This is a genomic window from Edaphocola aurantiacus, from assembly GCF_019797745.1.
Lineage (GTDB): Bacteria > Bacteroidota > Bacteroidia > Chitinophagales > Chitinophagaceae > Edaphocola > Edaphocola aurantiacus.
The window spans coordinates 97829-120101 of the sequence record NZ_VOSI01000001.1; the positions used below are offsets into that span (position 1 = coordinate 97829).

The following is a 22273-nucleotide window of genomic DNA, read 5'->3' on the forward strand; positions in this document are numbered from 1 at the left end:
ATTTAACATTTTGTTTTGTTAATAGATTTATAAAAACACACGATTTAACTAGATTTTATATAATTATTTGTTAAAAATATTAGAATATGCTCCATTTCAGCACCGCGCAGCCCGAACATCTTCATTTCATAAACCGCGTTTATAACGACAGTATACCTGCCGGACTGGCCACTGCCGACACAGAACCACTACCCTTTTCTGCCCGTGAAGAGTGGTATGAAGCGCACCAGAAAAGTGACCGCCCCGTATGGATCTTACTCAATGAAGCCGGTGAGTCTGCTGGCTGGCTCAGCCTCAGCAATTTTTATGGACGCCCCGCTTACCGCAACACCGCCGAAGTGAGTATGTACATTGCAAATGAACACCAGGGCAAAGGATATGGCAAGATGGCGCTGAACCAGCTTATGGAAATGGCGCCGGAACTGGGCATTTCCAACCTGCTGGGCTTTATCTTTGCACATAACGAACCTAGCCTCAAACTCTTTACCAGGGCGGGCTTTGAAGAATGGGGCCGCCTGCCGGAAATAGCACATATGCCACAGGCTAAGCGCACACTGGTCATACTGGGTAAAAAGATATAAACCCATCACTTTTATCGCGTTTCAAATCAATATCTTACTATCTTTGTGCCCACATTATGGACAATTCAAGAAAAATGGTAGTACCCCTGCCCGAATCTGATCTCAATAAAAAAGAACAAGTTGCCGGCATGTTTGACCGTATCGCCGGTAAATATGACTTCCTGAACCACTTACTGTCTTTAGGCATTGATAAAGGCTGGAGAAAGAAAGCCATTCGCTCTATTGAACCGATACAGCCTAAACAGATCCTGGATGTGGCTACCGGTACCGGTGATTTTGCTATTGCCTGCCTGGCCATCAGTCCGGACAAAGTAACGGGCGTAGACATCTCTGAAGGGATGCTGGCTGTAGGTCGTACCAAAATGAAGGAGAAGCAGCTGGAAGATAAGATCAGCCTGATGTACGGAGATAGTGAGCAATTGCCTTTTGAAGATAGTAGTTTTGATGCCATTACCTGCGCCTACGGTGTACGTAATTTTGAAAACCTGGAGAAAGGTTTGAGCCAGATGCAGCGCGTACTGCGCTCCGGTGGACGCCTGGCCATACTGGAGTTTTCGCATCCGAAAAAATTCCCGTTCCGTCAGCTGTATAAGTTCTACTTCCGGTACATTTTACCGACCATCGGTAAAGCCGTATCCAAAGATGCTACAGCATACACTTATTTACCACAGAGCGTTGCGGCCTTCCCTGAAGGACAGGATTTCCTTAAGATCCTGACCAAATGCGGCTTTAAGCAAGTAAAAGCACGCCCGCTGACATTTGGCATTACCACGCTGTATACCGCTGAGAAATAAAAAGAAAACAGTATATTTACCCTGTTATAACAGATACTAAAGCCTCGTCGGCTTTCGTTTTTACCATACACTGAACGTATAATGAACATACGCAATTCTTATCTCACACATCTAAGCCGGTATATTATTGGTGCTGCGGTATTATTGTTTGCCGCAAAGCAAACTGCTACAGCACAGGAAAAAGTAATGAATATGGAGGAGCACGACAGTAAGTTATATTACTTCGGGCTGACCTTCGGTGCCAATGCTTCTGCATTCAAGATTAGCAATACCAACTATTTTGTGCAGCAGGATACCTTCCAGGTGATACAACCTAAATGGGGTCCCGGATTCCATATCGGGCTGATGGGCTCTTTAAGAATCAACAAATTCATTGACCTGCGTTTTATACCTGGCGTTGTATTTGCAGAGAAAGGGATACGCACAGTGAGCCGAAGCGGCATCGTCCAGGACAACAAGATTGAATCGATATACGGGCAATTGCCCTTGCAGTTAAAGTTCAAAAGTGACCGCATACACAATTTCCGTTTTTACGGACTGCTGGGTGGCCGCTTTGATTATGACATGGCCTCCAATGCCCGCTCCCGCAGATCTGACGAAGTATTGCGCATAAAGCCTAATGATCTTTCTGCCGAGGTAGGCTTCGGGCTGGAATTCATATACCCTAACTTTATTTTCTCTCCGGAGATCAAGATCAGCCAGGGTATGATGAACAATCACTTTCCTGATAATACCATTCCATTATCCAATGCGATTGAAAAAATAAACAGCCGCATGATTACTTTTTCGATACAGATACAGGGATAGTTTCCCTTAAAAAAATATCAAATTACGACCCGGTGTATATTTCTTCTTTGTACTATACACCGGGTTATTTATTTTTGTCCGGCAGAGACAGAACCGGTGTACACAGATATTTCCTTATTCTTAAAAAAATTTGCGCACAGCAAGTACGCAAGTATTGATCAATTATGTATCCTGACTTCCACTACCTCATCCGGGGACTCTTCGGTATCGACATCCCGGGACTGAGCATCCTGAAGACATTCGGCTTCTTTGTTGCACTCGGCTTCATTTTCGGCGCACTGGCACTGCAGAAAGAACTTAAGCGCAAAGCAAAAGCCGGTTTGATACAACCGGATATCCGCATCAATAAAAAGACCGGTCAGAGTGAAAAAATCTATCCGCACCAGAGAGTATCGGATATTATTTTCGTAGCTGCTATTGCAGGCTTTATCGGTGCCAAAGTATTTAATGCACTGGAGACCTGGAGCGATTTTATTCAGGATCCTATCGGCAGCTTATTTTCCCGCAGCGGGCTTACCTTCTACGGTGGTCTGATACTGGCTACTGTAGCTCTATATTATTTCGCCAGAAAAATAAAACTGGACTTCAGACATCTTTGTGATGCGGCAGCACCAGCATTGATCCTGGCTTATGGTATAGGCCGCCTGGGTTGTCACTTTGCCGGCGACGGAGACTGGGGTATCTACAACAGTGCTTATGTAAGCCAGGCCGATGGTACGGTAAAAACAGCCACTATTGAGGAATACAACCAGGTGGCTGCCGAAAAGGGACAATATATGCAACACTTCGAAGGTAAGATTCCGCATATCTACTACCCTGCCCCATCTGTACTGCCACGCTGGTTTGTAGCGATGAACTACAAGCATAATGTAAACAATGAAGGTATGCCGATTGCCGGCGGCCAGGAGGAATATAATTCCGTATTACCGGTTGCCGTATTTCCTACTTCTGTATGGGAGTTCCTGGCTTGTGTATTCATCATCTTCCCGATATTATGGAGCCTTAGAAAAAAACTTAATGAGCCCCTGCAGCTATTCGGTCTCTACCTGATCTTTAACGGGCTGGAACGCTTCCTGGTGGAGAAAGTAAGGGTCAATACAAGATATGACCTGGGCTTTATACACCCGACGCAGGCAGAAATCATTTCCTCCTTGCTGATCCTGGCCGGTATTATACTGCTGGTTCGGAAAACGAAACAGTCCAAAGCCATTCCTGCTTAATTCATTACTAATCCATATATACCAAAGCTGCCGGGCCTTTAACAAGCTCCGGCAGCTTTGTTCTTTTACAGACCGCAGATATTTCGTATATTAGCATAAACAACAACACCCTGTATATGAGGAATTATGAAACATTATCGCAGGCTACAGATGATCTTGCCAAAAGAGGTTATACGCTGGATTTCAACCTTACAGAAGAGGGACTGTTATGTGATGGTGTGCAATGCAGCATCGCTGATTTCGTGATCGTTGAGTTCTACCGATTCGAAGGATTTTCCAGCCCCGATGACCTGGCTGTTGTCTATGCACTGGAAAGATCAGATGGCGGCAAAGGTATACTGGTAACCGGTTACGGAATATCAGCAGACGGGCCCAGCGCGGCCCTGATCAAAGGCCTGAAGTTTAAAGACGGAATGCATCCGCAATAAATAAAAAAGGTGTGTAAGCTGAGCTTGCACACCTTTTTTCTATTCTATTACGCGGGTTATAAATTTCAATCTACGTACATGTACACCTTCCAGTTCGCTGATCATCACTTTTTTAGAGGCTGCGTGTATGAACCATACCCTGTCGCCGGACACCTTTGATACAATACCGATATGACCTATGGTTTTGTAATCATCATACAGGGAGAAGAGCAATAAATCGGCTGGCTTTACCTGTTTGATGCTGATACGCTTTCCAAAACCGGCATATTGTTTCGTCGTACGGGGCACCATGATTCCGAAATGATGATACACATATTGTACCAGTCCGGAACAGTCAAATCCGCGCTTCGGATCTGTACCGCCATATACATATCGGACACCTAAAAAGTTTTCGGCATAGTTCACAATTGCTGCGCGATCTTTATTGCGGGCGGGTTGTGTCGCTTCTGCACTGCGTTCCGGTACGTTACGGTTACGTTCAGCATGTTTACGGGTACCACAGGCAGTACCAACAATCAGCCACAAGGCTGCAATCCAGATCCAGGACAATCGTTTCATATATTCGGAAGAGACCAGTTTTTCAGTTTAGACATAATACGGATGACCACCACGACCAGTACACAAAACACCATGGACCAGTCTTTGGAGACATCTGCTCGTTGCAGTAAATAATAAAGTATGCCCCCGATAGCACAAACAGTGGCATACATCTCACCATTCTTCAGCAGGGCCGGAACACGGTTACATAAAATGTCGGACAGTAAACCTCCAAAAGTTGCCGAGATCACCCCCAGCAGAATAGCATATACACTATTGGCACCATAAGCCATGCTGCGCTCTATACCCAGTATGGTAAACATACCCAAACCTATGGCATCGGAGATAAAGATAGTTTGCTTGAATTTCTCAATATTTTTCTTCGACAGGAAAACGATAAAGCTGGCCGTGAGTACCAGTGCAAGGGAAAGATAATTATTGATCCAGTTTACAGGGCCTATACCCAGCAGTACATCACGCACCGTACCGCCGCCATAGGCCATTACAAATGCAATCACCAGACCACCCAGTATATCCATCTCATTGGTACGGGCCTTAAGCGCACCCGCTACCGCAAAAACGAAAATACCTATATAGGAAATGACATCAATTACATTCATATGGGGACAATTACCGGGCAAATCTAAAACAAAAAAGAAGAAAGGCCTGCTTAAGCGAGAATCTATTTGTAATTTGCGCCCAATTAAGAAACATCGTTTATTTTATATATGAATCGTCAACAACTCAGAGCGGCCATTGTAGCCAAAAAAAGTTTTTTATGTGTAGGTCTGGATACAGACATCACCAAACTACCGGAACACTTGCTGGAGACCGAAGATCCCGTTTTTGAGTTTAATAAAGCGATCATTGATGCGACTAAAGACTATACCGTATCGTATAAAATCAACACAGCTTTTTATGAGGCTATGGGCGTGAAAGGCTGGATCAGCCTGGAGAAGACCCTGAACTATATTCCTAAAGACATCTTCACTATTGCTGATGCCAAGCGCGGCGATATCGGAAATACGGCAGATCAGTATGCCAAAACATTCTTCCACACCTACCCATTCGACAGTGTAACGGTTGCACCTTATATGGGTCATGACAGCGTTACACCATTCCTGAAATATGAGGGCAAATGGGCTATTGTACTGGGATTGACGAGCAATGCAGGCAGTGCCGATTTCCAGCAGCAGCCATTCAAAGATGGTAAGTTGTATGAAGCGGTTTTACAAACTGTTGCATCCTGGGGCACACCGGAAAATACAATGTTTGTGATCGGTGCGACCCGTATCGAATACCTGGAGCGCGTACGCCAGCTGATTCCGGACCACTTCCTGCTGGTACCTGGTGTTGGGGCACAGGGTGGCGATTTGCAGACCGTAGCCAAAGTGGCTATGAATAACGATTGCGGCCTGCTGGTGAATGTATCTCGCGGCGTTATTTATGCCGGTAGCGGTACCGATTTTGCTGCTGCTGCTCATGATGCTGCCAAAGCCTACCAGGAAGAGATGGCCGGATTATTACAACCTATTCTTTAGTTTTTATTTTTTGCAGCATACCTTATGCATATAGATATTATTTCTGTTGTACCTAAATTATTAGACAGTCCATTTGCCCATTCTATCATGAAGCGGGCACAGGACAAAAACCTGCTGGAAGTGCACTGTCACGACCTGCGGACGCATACTCCTTACCGCCAGGGACAGGTAGATGATTATCAGTTCGGCGGTGGTGCCGGTATGGTGATCATGCCGGAACCACTGGCCATATTAATCGACAAATTACAGGCTGAGCGTACCTATGCCGAGATCATATTTATGACTCCGGATGGCAAGACGTTTAATCAGTCGATCGCCAACCGTTTATCGCTGGGCGGAGATCTGATGATCATCTGTGGCCATTACAAAGGTATTGACCAGCGCATCCGCGATAAGTATGTAACCATGGAGTTATCTATCGGGGATTATGTATTGAGTGGTGGAGAACTGGCCGCTGCTGTTGTGGTTGATGCCATCGGCCGATTGATACCGGGCGTACTGAACGATGAGACCTCTGCCCTCTCCGATTCGTTTCAGGACAATCTGCTGGCACCACCGGTATATACCCGTCCTCAGGACTTCCGCGGTATGCCGGTACCTGCCGAACTGATGAGCGGCAACCATAAAGTAATTGAAGAATGGCGATACAAACAGTCCGTACAGCGCACACTGGAGCGCAGACCAGATCTGATGGGAGATGAGGAACACGGACATTAATTATAAAAAGAAAAGGGAGCTGTATCAGCTCCCTTTTCTTTTTATAATATCACTATTCTATTGGTAGGTGTTGTCTTGTTTATCGAAGTCAAACTCATGCATTACATCCGGTTTGGAGCTGATGATTTTGTACAGGGTAAAACAGGCGATACCGGCACAAAGGTAAGCCAGCAGTATGATCACGATTGTATCCTGTTGTAATAATCCGGCAATAAAGCCCCCGGCAAACTCTCCCAGTATCCAGGCCATTACAGCATAAAAGCGCCACCAACCAACCGGCAGCCCTTTTTCCTGGGCTATGCTACCGATTTTGCGGGCGAAAAAGATAATTCCAATAATCTCTAACATAGATGATAAATATTTATATCACAATGATAATAGATATTTATTAAAATTCAAATAAACTTATCCTTAAATATCAATGACGAAGCATGCGGTCAATAATCCTTACCCGTTTTGACCCGGCTGATCACGCCGGCCAAGGATATAAACGACCAGGCCCGAACCAAAATTAATTATGGTCTGGACAAATATAAGAGAAAGACCCAGCAAGAACCACAACAAACCTGTTCCTCCTGCACTTTCATACCGGAGTAAGTAAAAAAACAAGACAGAATAAGCAATTTGCACAAGCACATTAACGATTACAATATTTCTGGGACTCATGTTTCTCCATCGCTTGCCGATATAGGCAAACGTAGCGATACCGAACCAGCTGAGCAGGTATGCCCCGATAATGATGATGATATCTTCTGTCATAAATCCTAATATCTCAGAAACACTTCTGTAGCCCCGAAGCCGTATTTACTACTGTACTTATTCTCAAAAAGCCTTACTTCCTTTTTCATTCTTTTCAGCAGGGCATGTACCTCTTCTTTCAGTTTACCCGACCCTACTCCATGAACGATAATGATGGACGGCTGCTGATGGTGTACCGCATCAAGAACAGCTTCTTCGCAGGCCTGTAATTGCGCACTCAGTTTTTCAAAATTGCCGAGACCGATATAGTCATCCAGTAAGTTCTCAATGTGCAGGTCTACGGTTGTAGATAGTTTAGGTCGTTTTTTAAACTGGTATATATTGGCCGGTTTGGCTTTCGGCACCCACAGGTCCTTTGTCAGCTCTTTAGTGTCAATTATGGGGAAGTCTGATGCAATACTCCAGTGAAAGAGCGGCTGATTCTGCTCCTGTATCTGCTGTATCTTCTGGAAGATCTGTTTTGGCTTTATTTTCAACTGGTGTTCCAGCAGTTTATACTCATGCTCCTTACCCATACCTCTGATCTCGAAATCGAAATGCAGTCGCTCGTTCACCAGATCGAACCGGATATGATGCAAGTATAAATGCTGATAAGGGTAAACGGTGGTACCGAAAGAAAATTCTTTGCCCAATGCGGTAACACAATCGTATTTAAGCTTGAGGGTATATTCTGTCTGGTTGATGAAATAGAGCTTTAGCTTGGCCAGCTCCTCTTCCTGTGCATCGAAATGGTATACCGGCAAGAAGGCCATATGAAATCCGGACTCCATACCGGAATGCATTTTAGCCCCCTCTGCAGCGGACACCTGGTGCTCTGCCGGGAAATCATCTAAACTAAGCGCTCTTTTCCGTGCATTCATCTTTTTTGAAGTAAACCAATCCAGGTAAGGATGCTCCAGTTCGTCGGTAAATGCCGGGAACCGGGTGTTCAGAACTTCTACTTCAACCATCTGATCATTAATCAGTTCTACAACCTTTCCATCCTCTTTTGTATGCTTCACAATAACCTTATCACCAACGGAAAATTTCATGCTACAGTCTTTATGTTAAATTATGCGGACAAAGATACTTTATATCAGCTACATAGGCTAAAAACCGCTAAAATACTATGAAAATCAATGGTTTGGCAAAATGCTAAAATATATATAACAAATTGAAATTAAACTGTTATATTTGCCCACTTGAATAAATTTTGTTAATTAAAGTCATAACATCACTATTGGTATGCAATTAAAAGGATTGGTAAAGTTTTTTACCGCGGCCCTGATAGTCTTTTCCCTATGGAGATTATCATTTACATTCGTCGCACACAACGTAGATGCGAAGTACACTGCAATGGCATCAAAGCAGATCAATCAACAGCATCCGGAAGCTACCGGCGCTGAGAAGCAAGAGTTGATCGATAGAGCTTTCGTGCACATTACAGATAGTCTTCGTGATGAGAAAGCATTCAGTTTCTTAGGGGCAGAATACTCTTACCAGGAGTTAAAATCAAGAGAGCTCGCCTTAGGTCTGGACTTACAGGGTGGTATGAGTGTAACACTTGAAGTTGGCTTAGACGGTCTGTTACAATCCATGGCGATCAACCCTAAAGATCCGGGTTTACTGAGCGCTATCGATATCGCTAATAAAAAATACGAGCAACAGCCTGAAAACTATATCACGTTATTCAGCAACGCTTATAACCAGGTTAATCCGGGTGGCAGACTGGCATCTTTATTTGCCAAGCCAAACCAGACTGCTATCAATAGCAACAGTTCTAACGAAGAAGTACTGGCGTACATCAGAAAAGCTGCCGGTGAAGCTACCGAAAGCACGTACAAAGTTCTGGAAACTCGTATTGACAAATTCGGTGCTACCCAACCTACTATCTCTTTAGATAAAGAAAAAGGTATCATCAATGTAGAACTGGCTGGTGTTAAGAATCCTGAATCGATCAGAAATACCCTGCAGGCAACTGCAAAACTGCAATTCTGGGAAGTTTACTCTAACCAGGAGCTGGTAGCTTCTGTATTTAAAGCTGACGAAACACTGAAAGGATACTTTGCCGGTGAAAAACCTGCTGCTGATACAACCAAGAAAGCAACTGATACTGCTAAAACGGTAGCCGCTAATGATACTACTGCTGCAAAAGACGGTAGTCTGACGAGCATCCTGGGCGATACAAGCAAAGCCGGTGCTAAAGCTGGTGCTGCAAATCAGTCTTTATTTACGTACATGACGCCAATGGTTGACCAGCAAGGTCAGGCTGCTGAATCCAGCATCATTGGTCTGGTTGACCGTAAAAACAAGGATAAAGTTTTAGAATTACTGAACATGGATGTGGTAAGAAAAGAATTCCCGTCTAATGTTAAGTTCTTACTGGGCGAAAATCCATATGCTAAAGCTGGTGATAAAAAAGACAAAAACCCTAAATTAGGTGTTTATGCCATCAAAACATTACCAGGTACAGAAGATGCTAAACTGGAAGGTGATCACGTAAAAGATGCCCGCTTTGACTATCAGCAAAACGGACAGGCTGAGATCTCCCTGGAGTTTGACCCACAAGGTTCTTCTATCTGGGCTAAAATGACGAAAGACAATGTTGGTCACCCGATCGCAATCACGCTGGATGACTATGTATATTCTGCTCCTAACGTAATCAATGAAATTTCTGGCGGTCGTTCTTCTATCACCGGTAACTTTGATGTTACTTCCGGTACAGAACTGGCTAACATCCTGAAAACCGGTAAACTGCCTGCTCCTGCGAAAATCGTTCAGGAACAAGTTGTAGGACCTACCCTGGGTGCTGAGTCTATTGATGGTGGTATCAAATCATTCGCAGTTGCCTTCCTGGTAATCTTCGTACTGATGGTACTGTACTACAATACTTCAGGTATCATTGCTAACATCGCATTATTATTAAACCTGTTATTCACTTTCGGTCTGCTGGCTGAGTTCGGTGCTACGTTAACTATGGCCGGTATCGCGGGTATCGTATTAGGTATCGGTATGGCTGTGGATGCGAACGTAATTATCTTTGAGCGTATTAAAGATGAACTGGCACTGGGTGATACTTATTCTGAAGCAGTAGACAAAGGGTACAAACGTTCTTATGCACCTATTCTGGATGGTCACGTTACCTCCCTGATCACTGCGGTTATCCTGTTGGTGTTCGGTATGGGTCCTATCCGTTTCTTCGCCCTGACGCAGATCATTGCCCTGGTACTGTCCCTGTTCACTGGTATCATGGTTTCCCGCCTGATCACAGATTCTTACACTAAGAAAGGTCGTCACTTCAAATATTTCACTAAGCTTTCTGAAAAAATCTTCCATAAAGCAAACTTCAAATTCATCGAGAAAAGAAAGATCACTTATGTTATCTCTGCTGTGATTATCAGCCTGGGTATCGCCTCTTTCTTCCACGGATTTGATTATGGTGTTGAATTTGACGGTGGTCGTAGCTATACCATCAAATTTGATCAGCATCTGAAAACAGAAGATGTTCGTGAAAAACTGACTGCTCACCTGGAGAAACACCCTGTTGTAAAAACAATCGGTACCGGTAACCAACTGAACATTACTACCGATTACCTGATCAACATGCAAGGTAAAGATGCTGAAACTAAAGTACTGACTAAATTATATGATGGTCTGAAAGCAGAGAAACTGATCCCGGCTAATGTAGACCTGGCTACCTTCTCTACAAGATATGTACAAAGTACTCAAGCGGTATCTCCTACTATCTCTGAAGACCTGAAGAAAGGTGCGATCAAAGCGTCTATCATTGCGATCGTTGCGATCTTCCTGTATATCTTCATCCGATTCAGAAAATGGCAGTACTCTTTCGGTACCATCATTTCCCTGATACACGATGCGGCACTGACTATCGCAGTATTCTCTTTCGCTAAGGACTTCGTACCATTCGCATTAGAGATTGACCAGCACTTTATCGCAGCCTTACTGACCGTAATCGGTTTCTCAATGAATGATACAGTTATCGTATTTGACCGTATCCGTGAGACGTTCCGTAAGACGCCAAATGCTGATAAAACAACTGTTATCAACCGTGCGATCAACGATACTTTATCCCGTACTGTAATGACATCTGTAACTGTATTCCTGACTGCAGTAATCCTGTTCATCTTCGGTGGTGAAGTACTGAGAGGTTTCGCATTTGCAATGTCTCTGGGTGTATTGATCGGTACTTATTCTTCTATCTTCCTGGCCGCTCCGGTTCTGGTAGATATGGATAAATCTGATTCTTTACGTGAAGAAGAAGACAAAGAAGAGCGTATCAAAAATCTGAAAGCACAAGCTTAATCAGATACACATAAAAAGAATGGGGCGTTGATCATATGATCAACGCCCCATTCTTTTTATGTGTCATTTAATGGAGTATCCGCATTCAGCACAGCGATAGTCATTTTGCTTGGTGCTCCGGGAACCTCAGCAACCGAAAGGTTCTTACCCTGAGGTCCCCGAAGGGTAACGATCTACATCAAGGTAGTCCTATTAAATGTCATATATTCTTATCTTATCAGGCTCTTCATAATGCCGATGCTTTCTGCCAGTTGCTCTTTTGTCGAAGAAGCAAAACCCAGCCGCACAGCATTTTCATTATAGCCGGGATACTGATGCATTGCTCCGGCCGAAAGGTATAAGCCCCTGGCATAAGCCTGCTCCGAAAGCTTTTGCAGATCAATCGATGGATCAAATTTTGTCCATACGGTCATTCCCCCTTCTGGTATAGAGAAGTCCACCAGCCCACCCAATTCCTGTTGCAAGGCATCACAGAAATAATTCCTTCTGTCCTCATATACCGCCAATGCTTTGCGCAGATAACGTTGAATAGTACCATCGTTCAACAACTCGGCCATAGCATTATCCAGCACATGATCGCCCTGCCTGTCCAGCAATATCCGTACATTAGCCAGGTGTTCAATTACATTTTCCGAGGCCACCAGGTAGCCCATACGGAAAGCCGGTGAGAAGCTTTTGCTAAAAGAGCCGCAGTATATAACCATACCGTTCTCATCGGCACTGGCCAGGGGCACTAAAGGCCTGTGCCGGTAATGAAAGTCAAAATCATAATCGTCTTCAAAAATGATAAAGCCGTATTCATTGGCCAGGCGTAACAATTCCAGTCGGCGATCTATGCGTAAGGATACCGTTGTAGGATAATGGTGATGCGGGGTTACATATACCATCCTTACTTTTTGTTGCTTACAGATCTGCTCCAGGGCTGCAACCACTATGCCATGCTCATCTACAGGTATACCAATATGTCTGGCACTGGCATGAAGGAAATTATGCTCTGCCCGCTGCCAGCCCGGAATGCCCGAAACCACAACATCGCCCGGCCTGATCAGTGCATTGCAGACCAGGTTGATACCCATTAAGGTACCCCGCACAGACAGAATATTGGCCGCTGTTGTTTTTAATGCCCTCGTCTCATTCAGGTATGAAGACAGCGCTTCCTTATAGATTGCAGAACCATCAGGGTTACTATAGCTACCAAATTTAGTGTACAATCCGCTGCGGGTCAGCTGAGCCCGGTATGCCCGGTACAGCTCTTTGATCGGCGCCAGTTTAGGATCTGGAAAACCATCGTCGAGATGGAGCGGAACGGAGGGTACAAAAAAGTCATTATCAGGATAGGCGCTGCGGTCTACAGAAAAGCCGGCAGTCTTTCGGGCACGGTTTAGGGCCCGGTTATCCCAGTGTTTGGGTTCAGACTCCGGGATGTGCATGGAAATGAATGTCCCGCGCCCTACAAAACGCTCCAGCCAGCCCTGCATCTGCAATTCCTCATATGCTTTTGAGACAGTAATCCTGTTCAGCCGCAGGAGTTGTGCAGCCGCTCTCGAACTCGGCAGTTGTAGTCCCGGCTTTAATTTCCCTTCTCTGATCAGTAAAAGTATGGCATCAGCAACCTGCAGATACACCGGTCTGTTATCGGTATCATTGAGCAGTATGTTGCTGAACAAACTCTCTAAAATTGGACTATCCATTTTATTAATATTGGACTACAAATATAATCCAATACTATTTTATTTTTGGGATGTTTAATTGAGTACCCTATAATACACATGATGACATCAATAGAGATCAGACCCATAACCGCAGCCGAAATCCCCCTGCTTCAAGAGATCAGTCGTAATACATTTTCAGAAACATTCTCTTCCGTTAATACAGCAGAAAACATGCAGCAGTACCTGGAGCAAAACCTCTCTATAGAAAAGCTGACTGAAGAGTGGCACAATGAGCATACCCGGTTCTATTTTGCGCTGCGGGATAATCAGTTACTGGGATACCTCAAACTCAATACAGGTACCGCACAGACAGAACTGAAGGATAACCTTGCGCTGGAGATAGAGCGGATCTATGTATTGCTGGCATATCATGGGCAACAGGTAGGACAAGTATTGTTTGAAAAGGCACTGGAAGTTGCCGCGCAGGAACAGGCACAGTACATATGGTTGGGCGTATGGGAGGAAAATAAAAGAGCACTGCGGTTTTATGAGAAGAACGGATTTACGGTCTTTGACAAACATATTTTCAGACTGGGTAATGATGAGCAAACCGATCTGATGATGAAGAAAATCTTAACCCCCAAATAGTTTACACACGAACATGCATTTTAATATTCAACCCTTACTGGAAAATGAACTTGCCGTACTGACGCCGCTCCGTGAGCAGGATTTTGATATGTTATATCCCGTTGCCGCCGATCCGGCCATCTGGGCGCAGCATCCCAACAAAGACCGCTGGAAGAAGGATGTATTCCGCACGTTCTTTGAGGGAGCTATGCAGAGCAAAGGTGCCTTTATCATTACTGATAAGCATAGTGGCAGAGTCATCGGTAGTACCCGCTTATACGATTATGATGAACAGGATGACAGTATCTTTATCGGCTATACCTTTTATGCGGTATCCTGCTGGGGCAAAGGCTATAACCAGTCTGTAAAACGCCTGATGCTGGATTATCTGTTCCGTTTTGTATCGAAGGTACATTTCCATATCGGGGCGCAAAATATCCGCTCGCAAATCGCTATTTCACGACTGGGTGCAGAAAAAATCGCAGAACAGGAAGTTACTTATTTCGGAGAGCAACCGAAGCTTAACTTTGTATATCAAATCACTAAAAGTAAATGGCATAATGAACTCGTTTGACCTGATCATAAATGATAAAGAAATTGTTTCGCTGGATGATACCGTACTGTCTGAAGAGAACAGGGCTAAAGTCCTGCAACTGATAAGGGAACATCGTTTCGCTACAGAACTGCATCAGCATGGCTCACCGCTGGACAATAAAATACTACTGTATGGCAGCTCCGGTTGTGGTAAAACCATGACTGCAAAGGCGCTGGCACAGGCATTAGGTAAAAAGATACTGATCCTGAACCTGAGTAATGTGGTCTGCTCCCGTATCGGGGAGACTTCACAGAATATCAAACAGGTATTTGACCGCGCCATAAGAGATAAGGCAGTACTCTTCCTGGACGAATTTGACCAGATCGGTAAAGCCCGCGGCAGTGAGGATAAAGATGTGGGCGAGATGCGCAGACTGGTCAATACGTTAATACAACTGATCGATTATTATCCTGATACAGCATTGCTGATCTGTGCAACCAATCACCCGGAAATTATTGACTCGGCCCTGATCCGCCGTTTTCAGCTGAAGCTGCCTTTTGAAATGCCCGCTGATGAGGCACTGGATACCTACTACACCCTATTATTATCCCGCTTCCCGGAACAGTTCCGAATCATTGAACGCAGATACGGTTGCTCTTTTGCCGAGGCCAAGGATTATGCACTGGGGGTTGTGAAAGCAAACCTGATCAACGAACTGGAAGCAAAAGCGGTAATGGAAACAGAACTATGTATAACGACATAAACCATAATATAGCGCAGATAGAGGCACGCATGGCAAAAGCCTGCCAGCAAAGCGGAAGAGCACGTGCAGAAGTTAAACTCTTACTGGCCACCAAGACAGTGCCACCGGAACGTATTGCTGTGGCGCTGCAACAGGGTTGTACCCTTATTGCGGAAAATAAGGTGCAGGAACTGAAAGAAAAGTATGAGGCCCTGAAAACGATACCACATACCAATCATTTCATTGGCCATCTGCAGAGCAATAAGATTAAAGACATCCTCAAATATGAAGTGAGCTGCCTGCAATCACTGGACCGGTGGGAACTTGCCGAAAAACTGCATCAGCGCTTAGCCACCGAAAACAGGAAAATGGAAGTGCTGATACAGGTCAATACTTCTGGAGAGGAAAGTAAGTTCGGCGTACATCCAGATCAGGCAATTGCCCTTATACAAGAGGTAGCCCAACTGGACACTTTACAGATAAAGGGTTTAATGACCATAGGCCTGTTCAGTGCAGATACCAAGCAGGTACGCAAGTGCTTTCAGCTACTCCGTTCCATACAGCAGGAAATCATTGCCCTGGATATTCCTGAAGTATCTATGGATGAATTATCGATGGGTATGAGCGGCGACCTGGAAACTGCTATAGAAGAAGGTGCAACCATCATCAGGGTGGGTACAGCTGTATTCGGGCAGCGAACTACTCCTGACCATTATTACTGGAACGAACATACAACACAGATATGAATGTACACTACCTGCAACACGCGCCCTTTGAAGGATTAGGCTATATCGAAACCTGGTTAGAGGAGCATCAGCACAAGATCTCTGCTACCCGGCTTTATGAGACAAATCATGTGCTGCCGGATGCTGCTGCAATTGATGCATTGATCATTCTCGGCGGCCCGATGAATGTGTATGAAGAAGACCGGTACAGCTGGTTGAGCCAGGAGAAAGCGCTGATAAAAGAGTGTATCCGCTCCGGCAAGAAAGTGCTGGGTATATGCCTGGGTGCACAACTGATCGCGCATTGTCTGGGCGCTAAAGTGGTCATGGCAGACCATAAAGAGATCGGATGGTGGCCCGTACTACCCGACTTTGACTGTAATCTGGTGCCCTGGTTTGACGATTTATTCCGCAGTAAGCCAACTGTATTTCACTGGCATGGCGACCAGTTTGTCATTCCGGACGGTGCACTGGATCTGTTACAATCAGAGGCCAACGGCCACCAGGCATTTATGTATAACGGTACACAAGTTATCGGCTTACAGTTTCACCTGGAGCTGACGAAGGAAAGCCTGGAGCAAGTGCTGGAGCACATTCCGACTGATGTTACGGACAATCCTTTTGTACAGGACAAGGAGACTATATTGAGTAAGATCGATCACATCGGGCGCTCGAACGCTATAATGGCGGTAATCCTGGAGCAGTGGTTACATACAGCTACACCCCTGCAAACCGACAATACGTAACGATTACAGCCATTAAAAAGACGATAAACAGCATGGGTAGCATTTTATATTCTTTCCTGCGCCCATGCATGAATATGCCGGCCAGCATAATGAGCCCGAAACCCAATGCAGATACTGGTGTCAGCACTCGCGCGATGCCGGTATACCAGGGCAGGATGATGCCGATGCAGCCCAACCATTCCAACACTCCCAGTACCCTTATCGGCCATACCTGGCCATCGGGTTTGATATGTTTATCTTCAATATGCTGCTGCCTGCTGCTGAACAGCTTGCCATAACCCGGCATGATAAAAAATAGCGCCAGCAGGATCTGTAGTACCCACAAAATGGTATTCATCATAAATTAAATCGCTGTATCACAGCTTTCGGCTGCAAAATTAAGCCGGTATATGCTTATAAAGCAAATCTAAGTACAAGAGTACTTACGCCCTTCCAGGCCTCTCTCATTACCATACTCTGCCATAACTCAACCGGCATTATAGTACTTCCCGAATACAAAACTTGAGCATCCCGAAAGATATCCGGCATCATACTGCAGAAACTACGGGGAAAATTGCGCCCCAGAATATTCTATTTCGTTCATCAACAAGACTCTACACTACTTTGTAGCATCCTGAATCCTATTGATTGGTTAAGACTATCGGAAATGTACGGAGAAACAGTAGCAGAAGCCGCAGTATAGTATTCAGGAGATACTATATTATTTATTATTCTATATCTCCTGGCTTTATTTTGCATGCAGAATTAATCGCAGAACAAATTAAATGATGAAGAGATTAATTCTCTCCATACTACACACCTTACAAAAGACAAAACCTGAAATCGATTCTCCTCTTTGCCTGCTCACAGGCGAAAGACCGGATCGATTTTTTCATAAGGCATAACAGTATTGGCATTGCACCGCGACAACCCAGGAAATACTTCTATAGCGCATCTTACCCTTCTTTTCAACACAATCCAGGCAATTTAAAATCAAAACCAAAAATCATGAAACTAAATTTTACCCGATTAATTATCGTCCTGCTGACAATGCTATCCGGCACAGCAGGCAAACTTTATGCCCAAATTATTACGGTCAACTGTACTGTAAATGCAGGGGGCAATTCCATCATCTGCGGCTCCTCCACTACCCTGACAGGTGGAGTATCCGGTACTGTCGGCGCGGGCAACCCTACATGGAGCTTCGTATCTGGTCCGACAACTCCTGTGATCACTACTCCCAACAGCCTTACCACAACGGTAACCGGCATGACCGTAAACGGAGATTATGTATTCAGCCTCAGCCACCCTTGTGGTACCGGCACAGCTACATCTAATGTAACCATCACCGCACATCCAAGACCAGCCGGCTTTACAGCAGGATCAGATATTACTACAATCTGTGCCACTACCGGTACCACGAACCTTTCCGGGGTAATCCCAGCCGGTTATACCGGAAGCTGGAGAGCAGTAAATATTTTCAACCTTGCCCGCTTCAACACCCAGGTATCGACCAATGCACAATTCAGCAGTACAACAACTGCTACACCAACATTCTCCCTGATCAACACAGCAACTCATGAAATCGATCCGGCATACTATGCCATACTGAGGATTACTTCGCTGGATGGTATCTGTAGTTATGAAGATACCACTATCGTTCGTTTTGTACCTAATCCACAGATCGTCTCTCCGACAACTGTATCCAAATGCCGGAACCCGTCCAACTCACTGGACTTTTACGACTTTCAGTCTACCTCTCCTGCTTTCAGTACTGCTTACGCGGGATCAGCAGGTACGGTAGCGAATGGTAATACGGTTACCTTAAATGTGATCAGCCAGCCGGCAGGAGCCAATATGACTTTTTACGCTGTTGAGTTAAGACGAGTATATTTTACCGGTATGACCATAAATGGTACTTATCAGTTTACCCTGACCGTCACCAACAGTTGTGGTACGTATACGACCCCGACAATATCGTTTACCTATACGGGCACAACGCCCAGCGATGTCAACTTTGCTCCTGCAGCACACCCCGAACAATATAAGGCATATGCCACCTCAGGAAGCGGAGGTGAGGTACATTGCACGAATAAAGTCGGCAGTACCACACCAGAATTATTCTATTTCGACATTAACCCTTCTGATCCGGCCACGGTGACCAATACCATTACACCAAGTGGCTTTTTCCCTCCGGGAGGTGCGCCTACAGTGAGCCTGGCAGGTGCCGGCACCTACAACCGGACCGTAACGGTAACCCCTCCTGCAGGCGGCTGGCAGATTGGTACCTATAAGTTCAGCGTAAGCACCTCTAACGGTTCCTGTTCTATCTCACAACCTTACTACATCCATATCTCTGACAATAACCGCCCTGATGTTGCCGTTTCCGACCAGAGTATATGTTATCCGGGCACCGGCGCTATCTCGGCGACAATACCCCTGCCTGCTATCTATAAGGGAGTAGTCAATAGCAGTTACTTTCAGGAATTTAACGGCATTTACAGCTTCTCGGTAATCTCTAAACCTGCCGGGTCTGCTACCCCAACCTATACCTCCTCCAACCTGCGCTCTATAACCAGCACCTCTACGCTTATCAGTAATCTGGACAAAGCCGGCGATTATGTATTCAGGATTGAGACAGAGCCGGCAACAGCAGGCATCGGTCCGTTCCTGGACCAGGAATATGCCTGTTCCGGAGCGGCTATGACCGGTACTTTTACGGTACATGTAGAAAATCCGGTCAATGCTAATGCAGGATCAGATCAGTCGGGATTATGTGCCAACAGTGCAGCTTTACTGGGCAATAATCCAGGTTCCGGCACTGGTGCATGGACCGTCGCGCAGGCTCCAACAGGCGCTGTACCGGTTATTGCCTCAACATCCAGTTTCTCTACGGTGGCAAATAATATGGATTCTGTGGGTACTTATCGCTTTGTATGGACCATAAGCAGTCCGATGGGAGGCTGTGTGAGCAGAGATACAGTGGCGTACCAGGTAACCTGTCCGCTGCCGGTACAACTGCTGCGCTTCGAAGCCATAAAGCAACCAAACAGTGTACTGCTGGAATGGTTAACTGCTGCGGAGCAAAACAGCTGGGGATTTGATATCGAAAGAAGTACAGACAGCAAGGACTGGAACATTATTGGTTCGGTACGCAGTAATGCAGCTGTGTCGCAGGGCAGGTATACTTATACCGATCAGCAACCGGTTTACGGAGATAATTTCTATCGCCTGAAACAAAAAGATCATGATGGTGCATATGCATACAGCCCGGTAAGAATAGTAAAGTATAGTCAGAACAATGGCATCACTCTATACCCTAACCCAGCCCGTGAATCGGTAACGATCAATGGCCTGAAAGGTACTGAAACCGTAACAGTGTACAATACCAATGGTCAGGTGGTATATACCGGCAACACAAAAACAGGCGCTGTACAGGTAAATATGAAGCATTTGCCTGCTGGTGTATACTTATGCATCGTGGCAGACCAGACAGGTGCTCAGTTATCCAGATCATCGTTTGTGAAAGAATAGTATAAATACACAAAAAAATCCATCACACAAAGGTTCCGCGGTAATTGCCGCGGAACCTTTCTACTTAAACCATTTTAATAATACAACTAATATTATAAAATACCACCATATTTGCACGGATAAAATAGGGGTGTTTTTACGCTAAAGATCAATGTAACATCATGTTATTTTTGTACTGTATTGCAGTACCAAAAAAAACGGTTACTATAACATTTAAATACTAAAGTTATGACCAGGAACAAGAAATACAGGATCAGCGGCCGGGTGTCGTACCTGATGTATTTGGCAATAATCCTTTTGTTTGCCCGATGCGAACCGACAGAAATTACGCCTAAGGATGAAGGAGGCTATTGCTTCGTTTCCAGTTTTGGCGGGCTCGGACAACTTTATAAATCTTCCGGAAATCAGCAACTGGATCAATGGCATTACGGAGAATACAACAACCTGGCACAGAAATTCGGAGTGATGCCTGATATCTATTTCTACACTGATAATAGTGGGGCCAATGCCTACTTTACAGAGCAGGTGTCTAATAACCAATATCCTGATGGCACGGTGGCTATAGGTTTCAACCTGATCAATAAAGAATTCGCCAATTCTCCTACTAATAGCGGGATCAGTATTGCCATAATCATGGCACATGAATTCGGGCATTGTGTCGATGCCAAATACAAGGTTTACTCAAGCCATTCATTTCGAAATGAGCTATTTGCAGATTATCTGGCAGGATGCTATCTACACCTGAAAAGTATGGCCGTTGGAGATCAGTATGTTGGTGAGGTAGCGAGCTCTTTTTATGCCATCGGGGACTATAGTTTCAATGATCCCGGGCATCATGGCACACCAGAGCAGCGAAGAAGCTGTCTGATGTCGGGCTACAATTTTTCAAAAAGCAAGGTAGGTATCGGATATGGACTGCCGGAAGCGATTAATAATGCCAAGAATTATGTGGCACAATTTTAAGGAGATCAACAGTTGTAATGAGAGACCTAAAAAAAAGTCCGCAGCTATTGCTGCGGACTTTTAACTATTGCTCAAGCATATTTGTATGCGCCAAAAGCAACCAATACTAAAGTTCAATTAAAGTACATCTCTGCGGGCACCGGTTTCTTTTCCACCGGCAATTTCGGGGCTACCGGCTTGGCTACAGTGTCTCTCGTTTCCTGTGCGTTTTCTGCCAGCATTCTTGGTTCATTAGGGTTGAACATATCCTCCATTTTAACTTTAGGAGATTTGTTCAGCCATTTTGAACTGGCCAGGTACTTACGGTTTGACGTATAAATGAATAAAGCGGTACCGCCCTTGATATTATCAATAATAGGACGGGTAAGCTCTACCGGTAATGCCGGGCATCCCCAGCTGCGACCCAGGCGTTGATTGCCTTTAATAAAATCGTAGCTGACATAATCTGCTCCGTGTATTACCACTGCCCTGCTAAATGCCTGGTCATTATACCCGACATCTTTACCCTGCAATTTCAAAGAATATCCTTTATCACCATAGTATGTATTATCGGTTACATAAAAACCCATACTGCTTTGATGAGAATTCTCTACATTAGAAAAGTTTGTTGCAAACTCTTCGCCACTGCCCTGGCCGTGTGCGACCAGAGAATTAAACAGCACTTTTTTCTTTTTCAGGTCAATCACCCACAGGCGCGGAACGTTAGAAGAAAGACTAAAGTCACAAATGGTTAAAACGTCATGGTCATTTAACTGACCACTTTGTTTCAGATTCAGGTAGCCCTGATATCCTTTCAGGAACACTTCTTTGGATAATTTACGGAAACTTCCGAAGTTAATTTCCTGATAAATACGGGTTGCGTTATCTTCTACCATTTTGGTAGATGTAGGTATTACCAAACCCTCTGCAATTACGTTCGACACCGGAATGATGTGTACTGATAAAAAAAGAATAAATGCCTTTACCCAGTTTTTAGTTTGTATCATCAAATAAAATTTTCTGTTGGTTAATATTCAAAGTTAAAAAATATATTAGAAATATCCCCCCTTTAGGGGGAAATTTTAACATATTAGCCCATCGCTCT

Annotated in this window: 23 protein-coding genes; 15 read left to right on the forward strand and 8 right to left on the reverse strand. The window is 44.8% G+C overall.

Annotated elements, in window-relative coordinates; all coding sequences use genetic code 11:
• Positions 1 to 86: 86 nt before the first annotated feature.
• The 5 genes from FTD44_RS00390 (at position 87) to FTD44_RS00410 (ending at position 3830) form a co-directional block, all read left to right on the forward strand.
• Complete coding sequence (locus FTD44_RS00390; RefSeq protein ID WP_222164651.1) at positions 87 to 581, forward strand: GNAT family N-acetyltransferase; 495 nt, start codon at positions 87 to 89, stop codon at positions 579 to 581.
• Between the two features lie 56 nt (positions 582 to 637).
• The gene (gene ubiE / locus FTD44_RS00395) at positions 638 to 1375 is read left to right on the forward strand and encodes a bifunctional demethylmenaquinone methyltransferase/2-methoxy-6-polyprenyl-1,4-benzoquinol methylase UbiE (protein WP_222164652.1); all 738 of its coding nucleotides are present in this window, start codon (positions 638 to 640) and stop codon (positions 1373 to 1375) included.
• 81 nt (positions 1376 to 1456) lie between these two features.
• Positions 1457 to 2182, forward strand: coding sequence for a type IX secretion/gliding motility protein PorT/SprT (gene porT / locus FTD44_RS00400; protein ID WP_222164653.1), 726 nt, complete (start codon positions 1457 to 1459; stop codon positions 2180 to 2182).
• A 164-nt stretch (positions 2183 to 2346) separates the two neighbouring features.
• Positions 2347 to 3402: a prolipoprotein diacylglyceryl transferase gene (locus FTD44_RS00405; RefSeq protein ID WP_222164654.1), complete on the forward strand. Its 1056-nt coding sequence runs from the start codon at positions 2347 to 2349 to the stop codon at positions 3400 to 3402.
• A 116-nt stretch (positions 3403 to 3518) separates the two neighbouring features.
• The gene (locus FTD44_RS00410) at positions 3519 to 3830 is read left to right on the forward strand and encodes a phosphoribosylpyrophosphate synthetase (protein WP_222164655.1); all 312 of its coding nucleotides are present in this window, start codon (positions 3519 to 3521) and stop codon (positions 3828 to 3830) included.
• Positions 3831 to 3869: 39 nt separating this feature from the next.
• On the opposite strand, the gene FTD44_RS00415 is transcribed toward FTD44_RS00410, so the two are convergent.
• Entirely contained in the window at positions 3870 to 4388 is a 519-nt protein-coding gene (locus FTD44_RS00415; RefSeq protein WP_222164656.1) for a C40 family peptidase, read from the reverse strand.
• Complete coding sequence (locus tag FTD44_RS00420; RefSeq protein WP_222164657.1) at positions 4385 to 4987, reverse strand: trimeric intracellular cation channel family protein; 603 nt, start codon at positions 4985 to 4987, stop codon at positions 4385 to 4387. Before FTD44_RS00420 ends, FTD44_RS00415 begins: the two co-directional genes overlap by 4 nt.
• 108 nt (positions 4988 to 5095) lie before the next feature.
• Here FTD44_RS00420 and pyrF point away from each other — a divergent pair, with 108 nt between their 5' ends.
• Together pyrF and trmD are read left to right on the forward strand one after the other, a co-directional pair.
• The gene (pyrF, locus tag FTD44_RS00425; RefSeq protein ID WP_222164658.1) at positions 5096 to 5908 is read left to right on the forward strand and encodes an orotidine-5'-phosphate decarboxylase; all 813 of its coding nucleotides are present in this window, start codon (positions 5096 to 5098) and stop codon (positions 5906 to 5908) included.
• Positions 5909 to 5932: 24 nt separating this feature from the next.
• Positions 5933 to 6625 (forward strand): tRNA (guanosine(37)-N1)-methyltransferase TrmD, encoded by a 693-nt coding sequence (gene trmD, locus FTD44_RS00430; RefSeq protein ID WP_222164659.1) that lies wholly within the window; start codon positions 5933 to 5935, stop codon positions 6623 to 6625.
• A 57-nt stretch (positions 6626 to 6682) separates the two neighbouring features.
• On the opposite strand, the gene FTD44_RS00435 is transcribed toward trmD, so the two are convergent.
• From FTD44_RS00435 to FTD44_RS00445, 3 genes are all read right to left on the reverse strand, one after another.
• Entirely contained in the window at positions 6683 to 6973 is a 291-nt protein-coding gene (locus tag FTD44_RS00435; protein ID WP_129021204.1) for a hypothetical protein, read from the reverse strand.
• A gap of 99 nt (positions 6974 to 7072) precedes the next feature.
• On the reverse strand, positions 7073 to 7384 hold the full coding sequence (locus tag FTD44_RS00440; protein ID WP_222164660.1) for a hypothetical protein: 312 nt from the start codon (positions 7382 to 7384) through the stop codon (positions 7073 to 7075).
• A gap of 5 nt (positions 7385 to 7389) precedes the next feature.
• Positions 7390 to 8415 (reverse strand): Smr/MutS family protein, encoded by a 1026-nt coding sequence (locus FTD44_RS00445; protein WP_222164661.1) that lies wholly within the window; start codon positions 8413 to 8415, stop codon positions 7390 to 7392.
• A 193-nt stretch (positions 8416 to 8608) separates the two neighbouring features.
• On the opposite strand from FTD44_RS00445, the gene secDF reads away from it, so the two are divergent.
• Complete coding sequence (gene secDF / locus FTD44_RS00450; protein ID WP_222164662.1) at positions 8609 to 11686, forward strand: protein translocase subunit SecDF; 3078 nt, start codon at positions 8609 to 8611, stop codon at positions 11684 to 11686.
• Between the two features lie 209 nt (positions 11687 to 11895).
• Here the strand turns inward: secDF and FTD44_RS00455 are convergent, their stop codons facing one another.
• Positions 11896 to 13377 (reverse strand): aminotransferase-like domain-containing protein, encoded by a 1482-nt coding sequence (locus FTD44_RS00455; RefSeq protein WP_222164663.1) that lies wholly within the window; start codon positions 13375 to 13377, stop codon positions 11896 to 11898.
• 78 nt (positions 13378 to 13455) lie between these two features.
• On the opposite strand from FTD44_RS00455, the gene FTD44_RS00460 reads away from it, so the two are divergent.
• Genes FTD44_RS00460 through FTD44_RS00480 form a run of 5 tightly spaced genes read left to right on the forward strand, consistent with a single transcriptional unit; the run spans position 13456 to position 16713 of the window.
• Entirely contained in the window at positions 13456 to 13986 is a 531-nt protein-coding gene (locus FTD44_RS00460; protein WP_246625301.1) for a GNAT family N-acetyltransferase, read from the forward strand.
• A 13-nt stretch (positions 13987 to 13999) separates the two neighbouring features.
• Positions 14000 to 14539, forward strand: a complete 540-nt coding sequence (locus tag FTD44_RS00465; protein ID WP_222164664.1) for a GNAT family N-acetyltransferase — start codon at positions 14000 to 14002, stop codon at positions 14537 to 14539.
• The gene (locus FTD44_RS00470) at positions 14526 to 15263 is read left to right on the forward strand and encodes an AAA family ATPase (protein ID WP_222164665.1); all 738 of its coding nucleotides are present in this window, start codon (positions 14526 to 14528) and stop codon (positions 15261 to 15263) included. Before FTD44_RS00465 ends, FTD44_RS00470 begins: the two co-directional genes overlap by 14 nt.
• A complete protein-coding gene (locus tag FTD44_RS00475) occupies positions 15248 to 15988 on the forward strand; it encodes a YggS family pyridoxal phosphate-dependent enzyme (protein WP_222164666.1) in 741 nt (246 codons plus the stop codon). The genes FTD44_RS00470 and FTD44_RS00475 overlap by 16 nt, the downstream gene beginning before the upstream one ends.
• A complete protein-coding gene (locus tag FTD44_RS00480) occupies positions 15985 to 16713 on the forward strand; it encodes a type 1 glutamine amidotransferase (protein ID WP_222164667.1) in 729 nt (242 codons plus the stop codon). Before FTD44_RS00475 ends, FTD44_RS00480 begins: the two co-directional genes overlap by 4 nt.
• On the opposite strand, the gene FTD44_RS00485 is transcribed toward FTD44_RS00480, so the two are convergent.
• On the reverse strand, positions 16685 to 17053 hold the full coding sequence (locus FTD44_RS00485) for a DoxX family protein (protein ID WP_222164668.1): 369 nt from the start codon (positions 17051 to 17053) through the stop codon (positions 16685 to 16687). The genes FTD44_RS00480 and FTD44_RS00485 overlap by 29 nt on opposite strands.
• Positions 17054 to 17700: 647 nt before the next feature.
• On the opposite strand from FTD44_RS00485, the gene FTD44_RS00490 reads away from it, so the two are divergent.
• Both FTD44_RS00490 and FTD44_RS00495 read left to right on the forward strand, forming a co-directional pair.
• Positions 17701 to 20226, forward strand: coding sequence for a T9SS type A sorting domain-containing protein (locus tag FTD44_RS00490; RefSeq protein WP_222164669.1), 2526 nt, complete (start codon positions 17701 to 17703; stop codon positions 20224 to 20226).
• A gap of 228 nt (positions 20227 to 20454) precedes the next feature.
• The gene (locus FTD44_RS00495) at positions 20455 to 21189 is read left to right on the forward strand and encodes a neutral zinc metallopeptidase (RefSeq protein WP_222164670.1); all 735 of its coding nucleotides are present in this window, start codon (positions 20455 to 20457) and stop codon (positions 21187 to 21189) included.
• A gap of 113 nt (positions 21190 to 21302) precedes the next feature.
• Here the strand turns inward: FTD44_RS00495 and FTD44_RS00500 are convergent, their stop codons facing one another.
• Positions 21303 to 22175 (reverse strand): murein L,D-transpeptidase catalytic domain family protein, encoded by an 873-nt coding sequence (locus tag FTD44_RS00500; protein ID WP_222164671.1) that lies wholly within the window; start codon positions 22173 to 22175, stop codon positions 21303 to 21305.
• Positions 22176 to 22273: the final 98 nt, after the last annotated feature.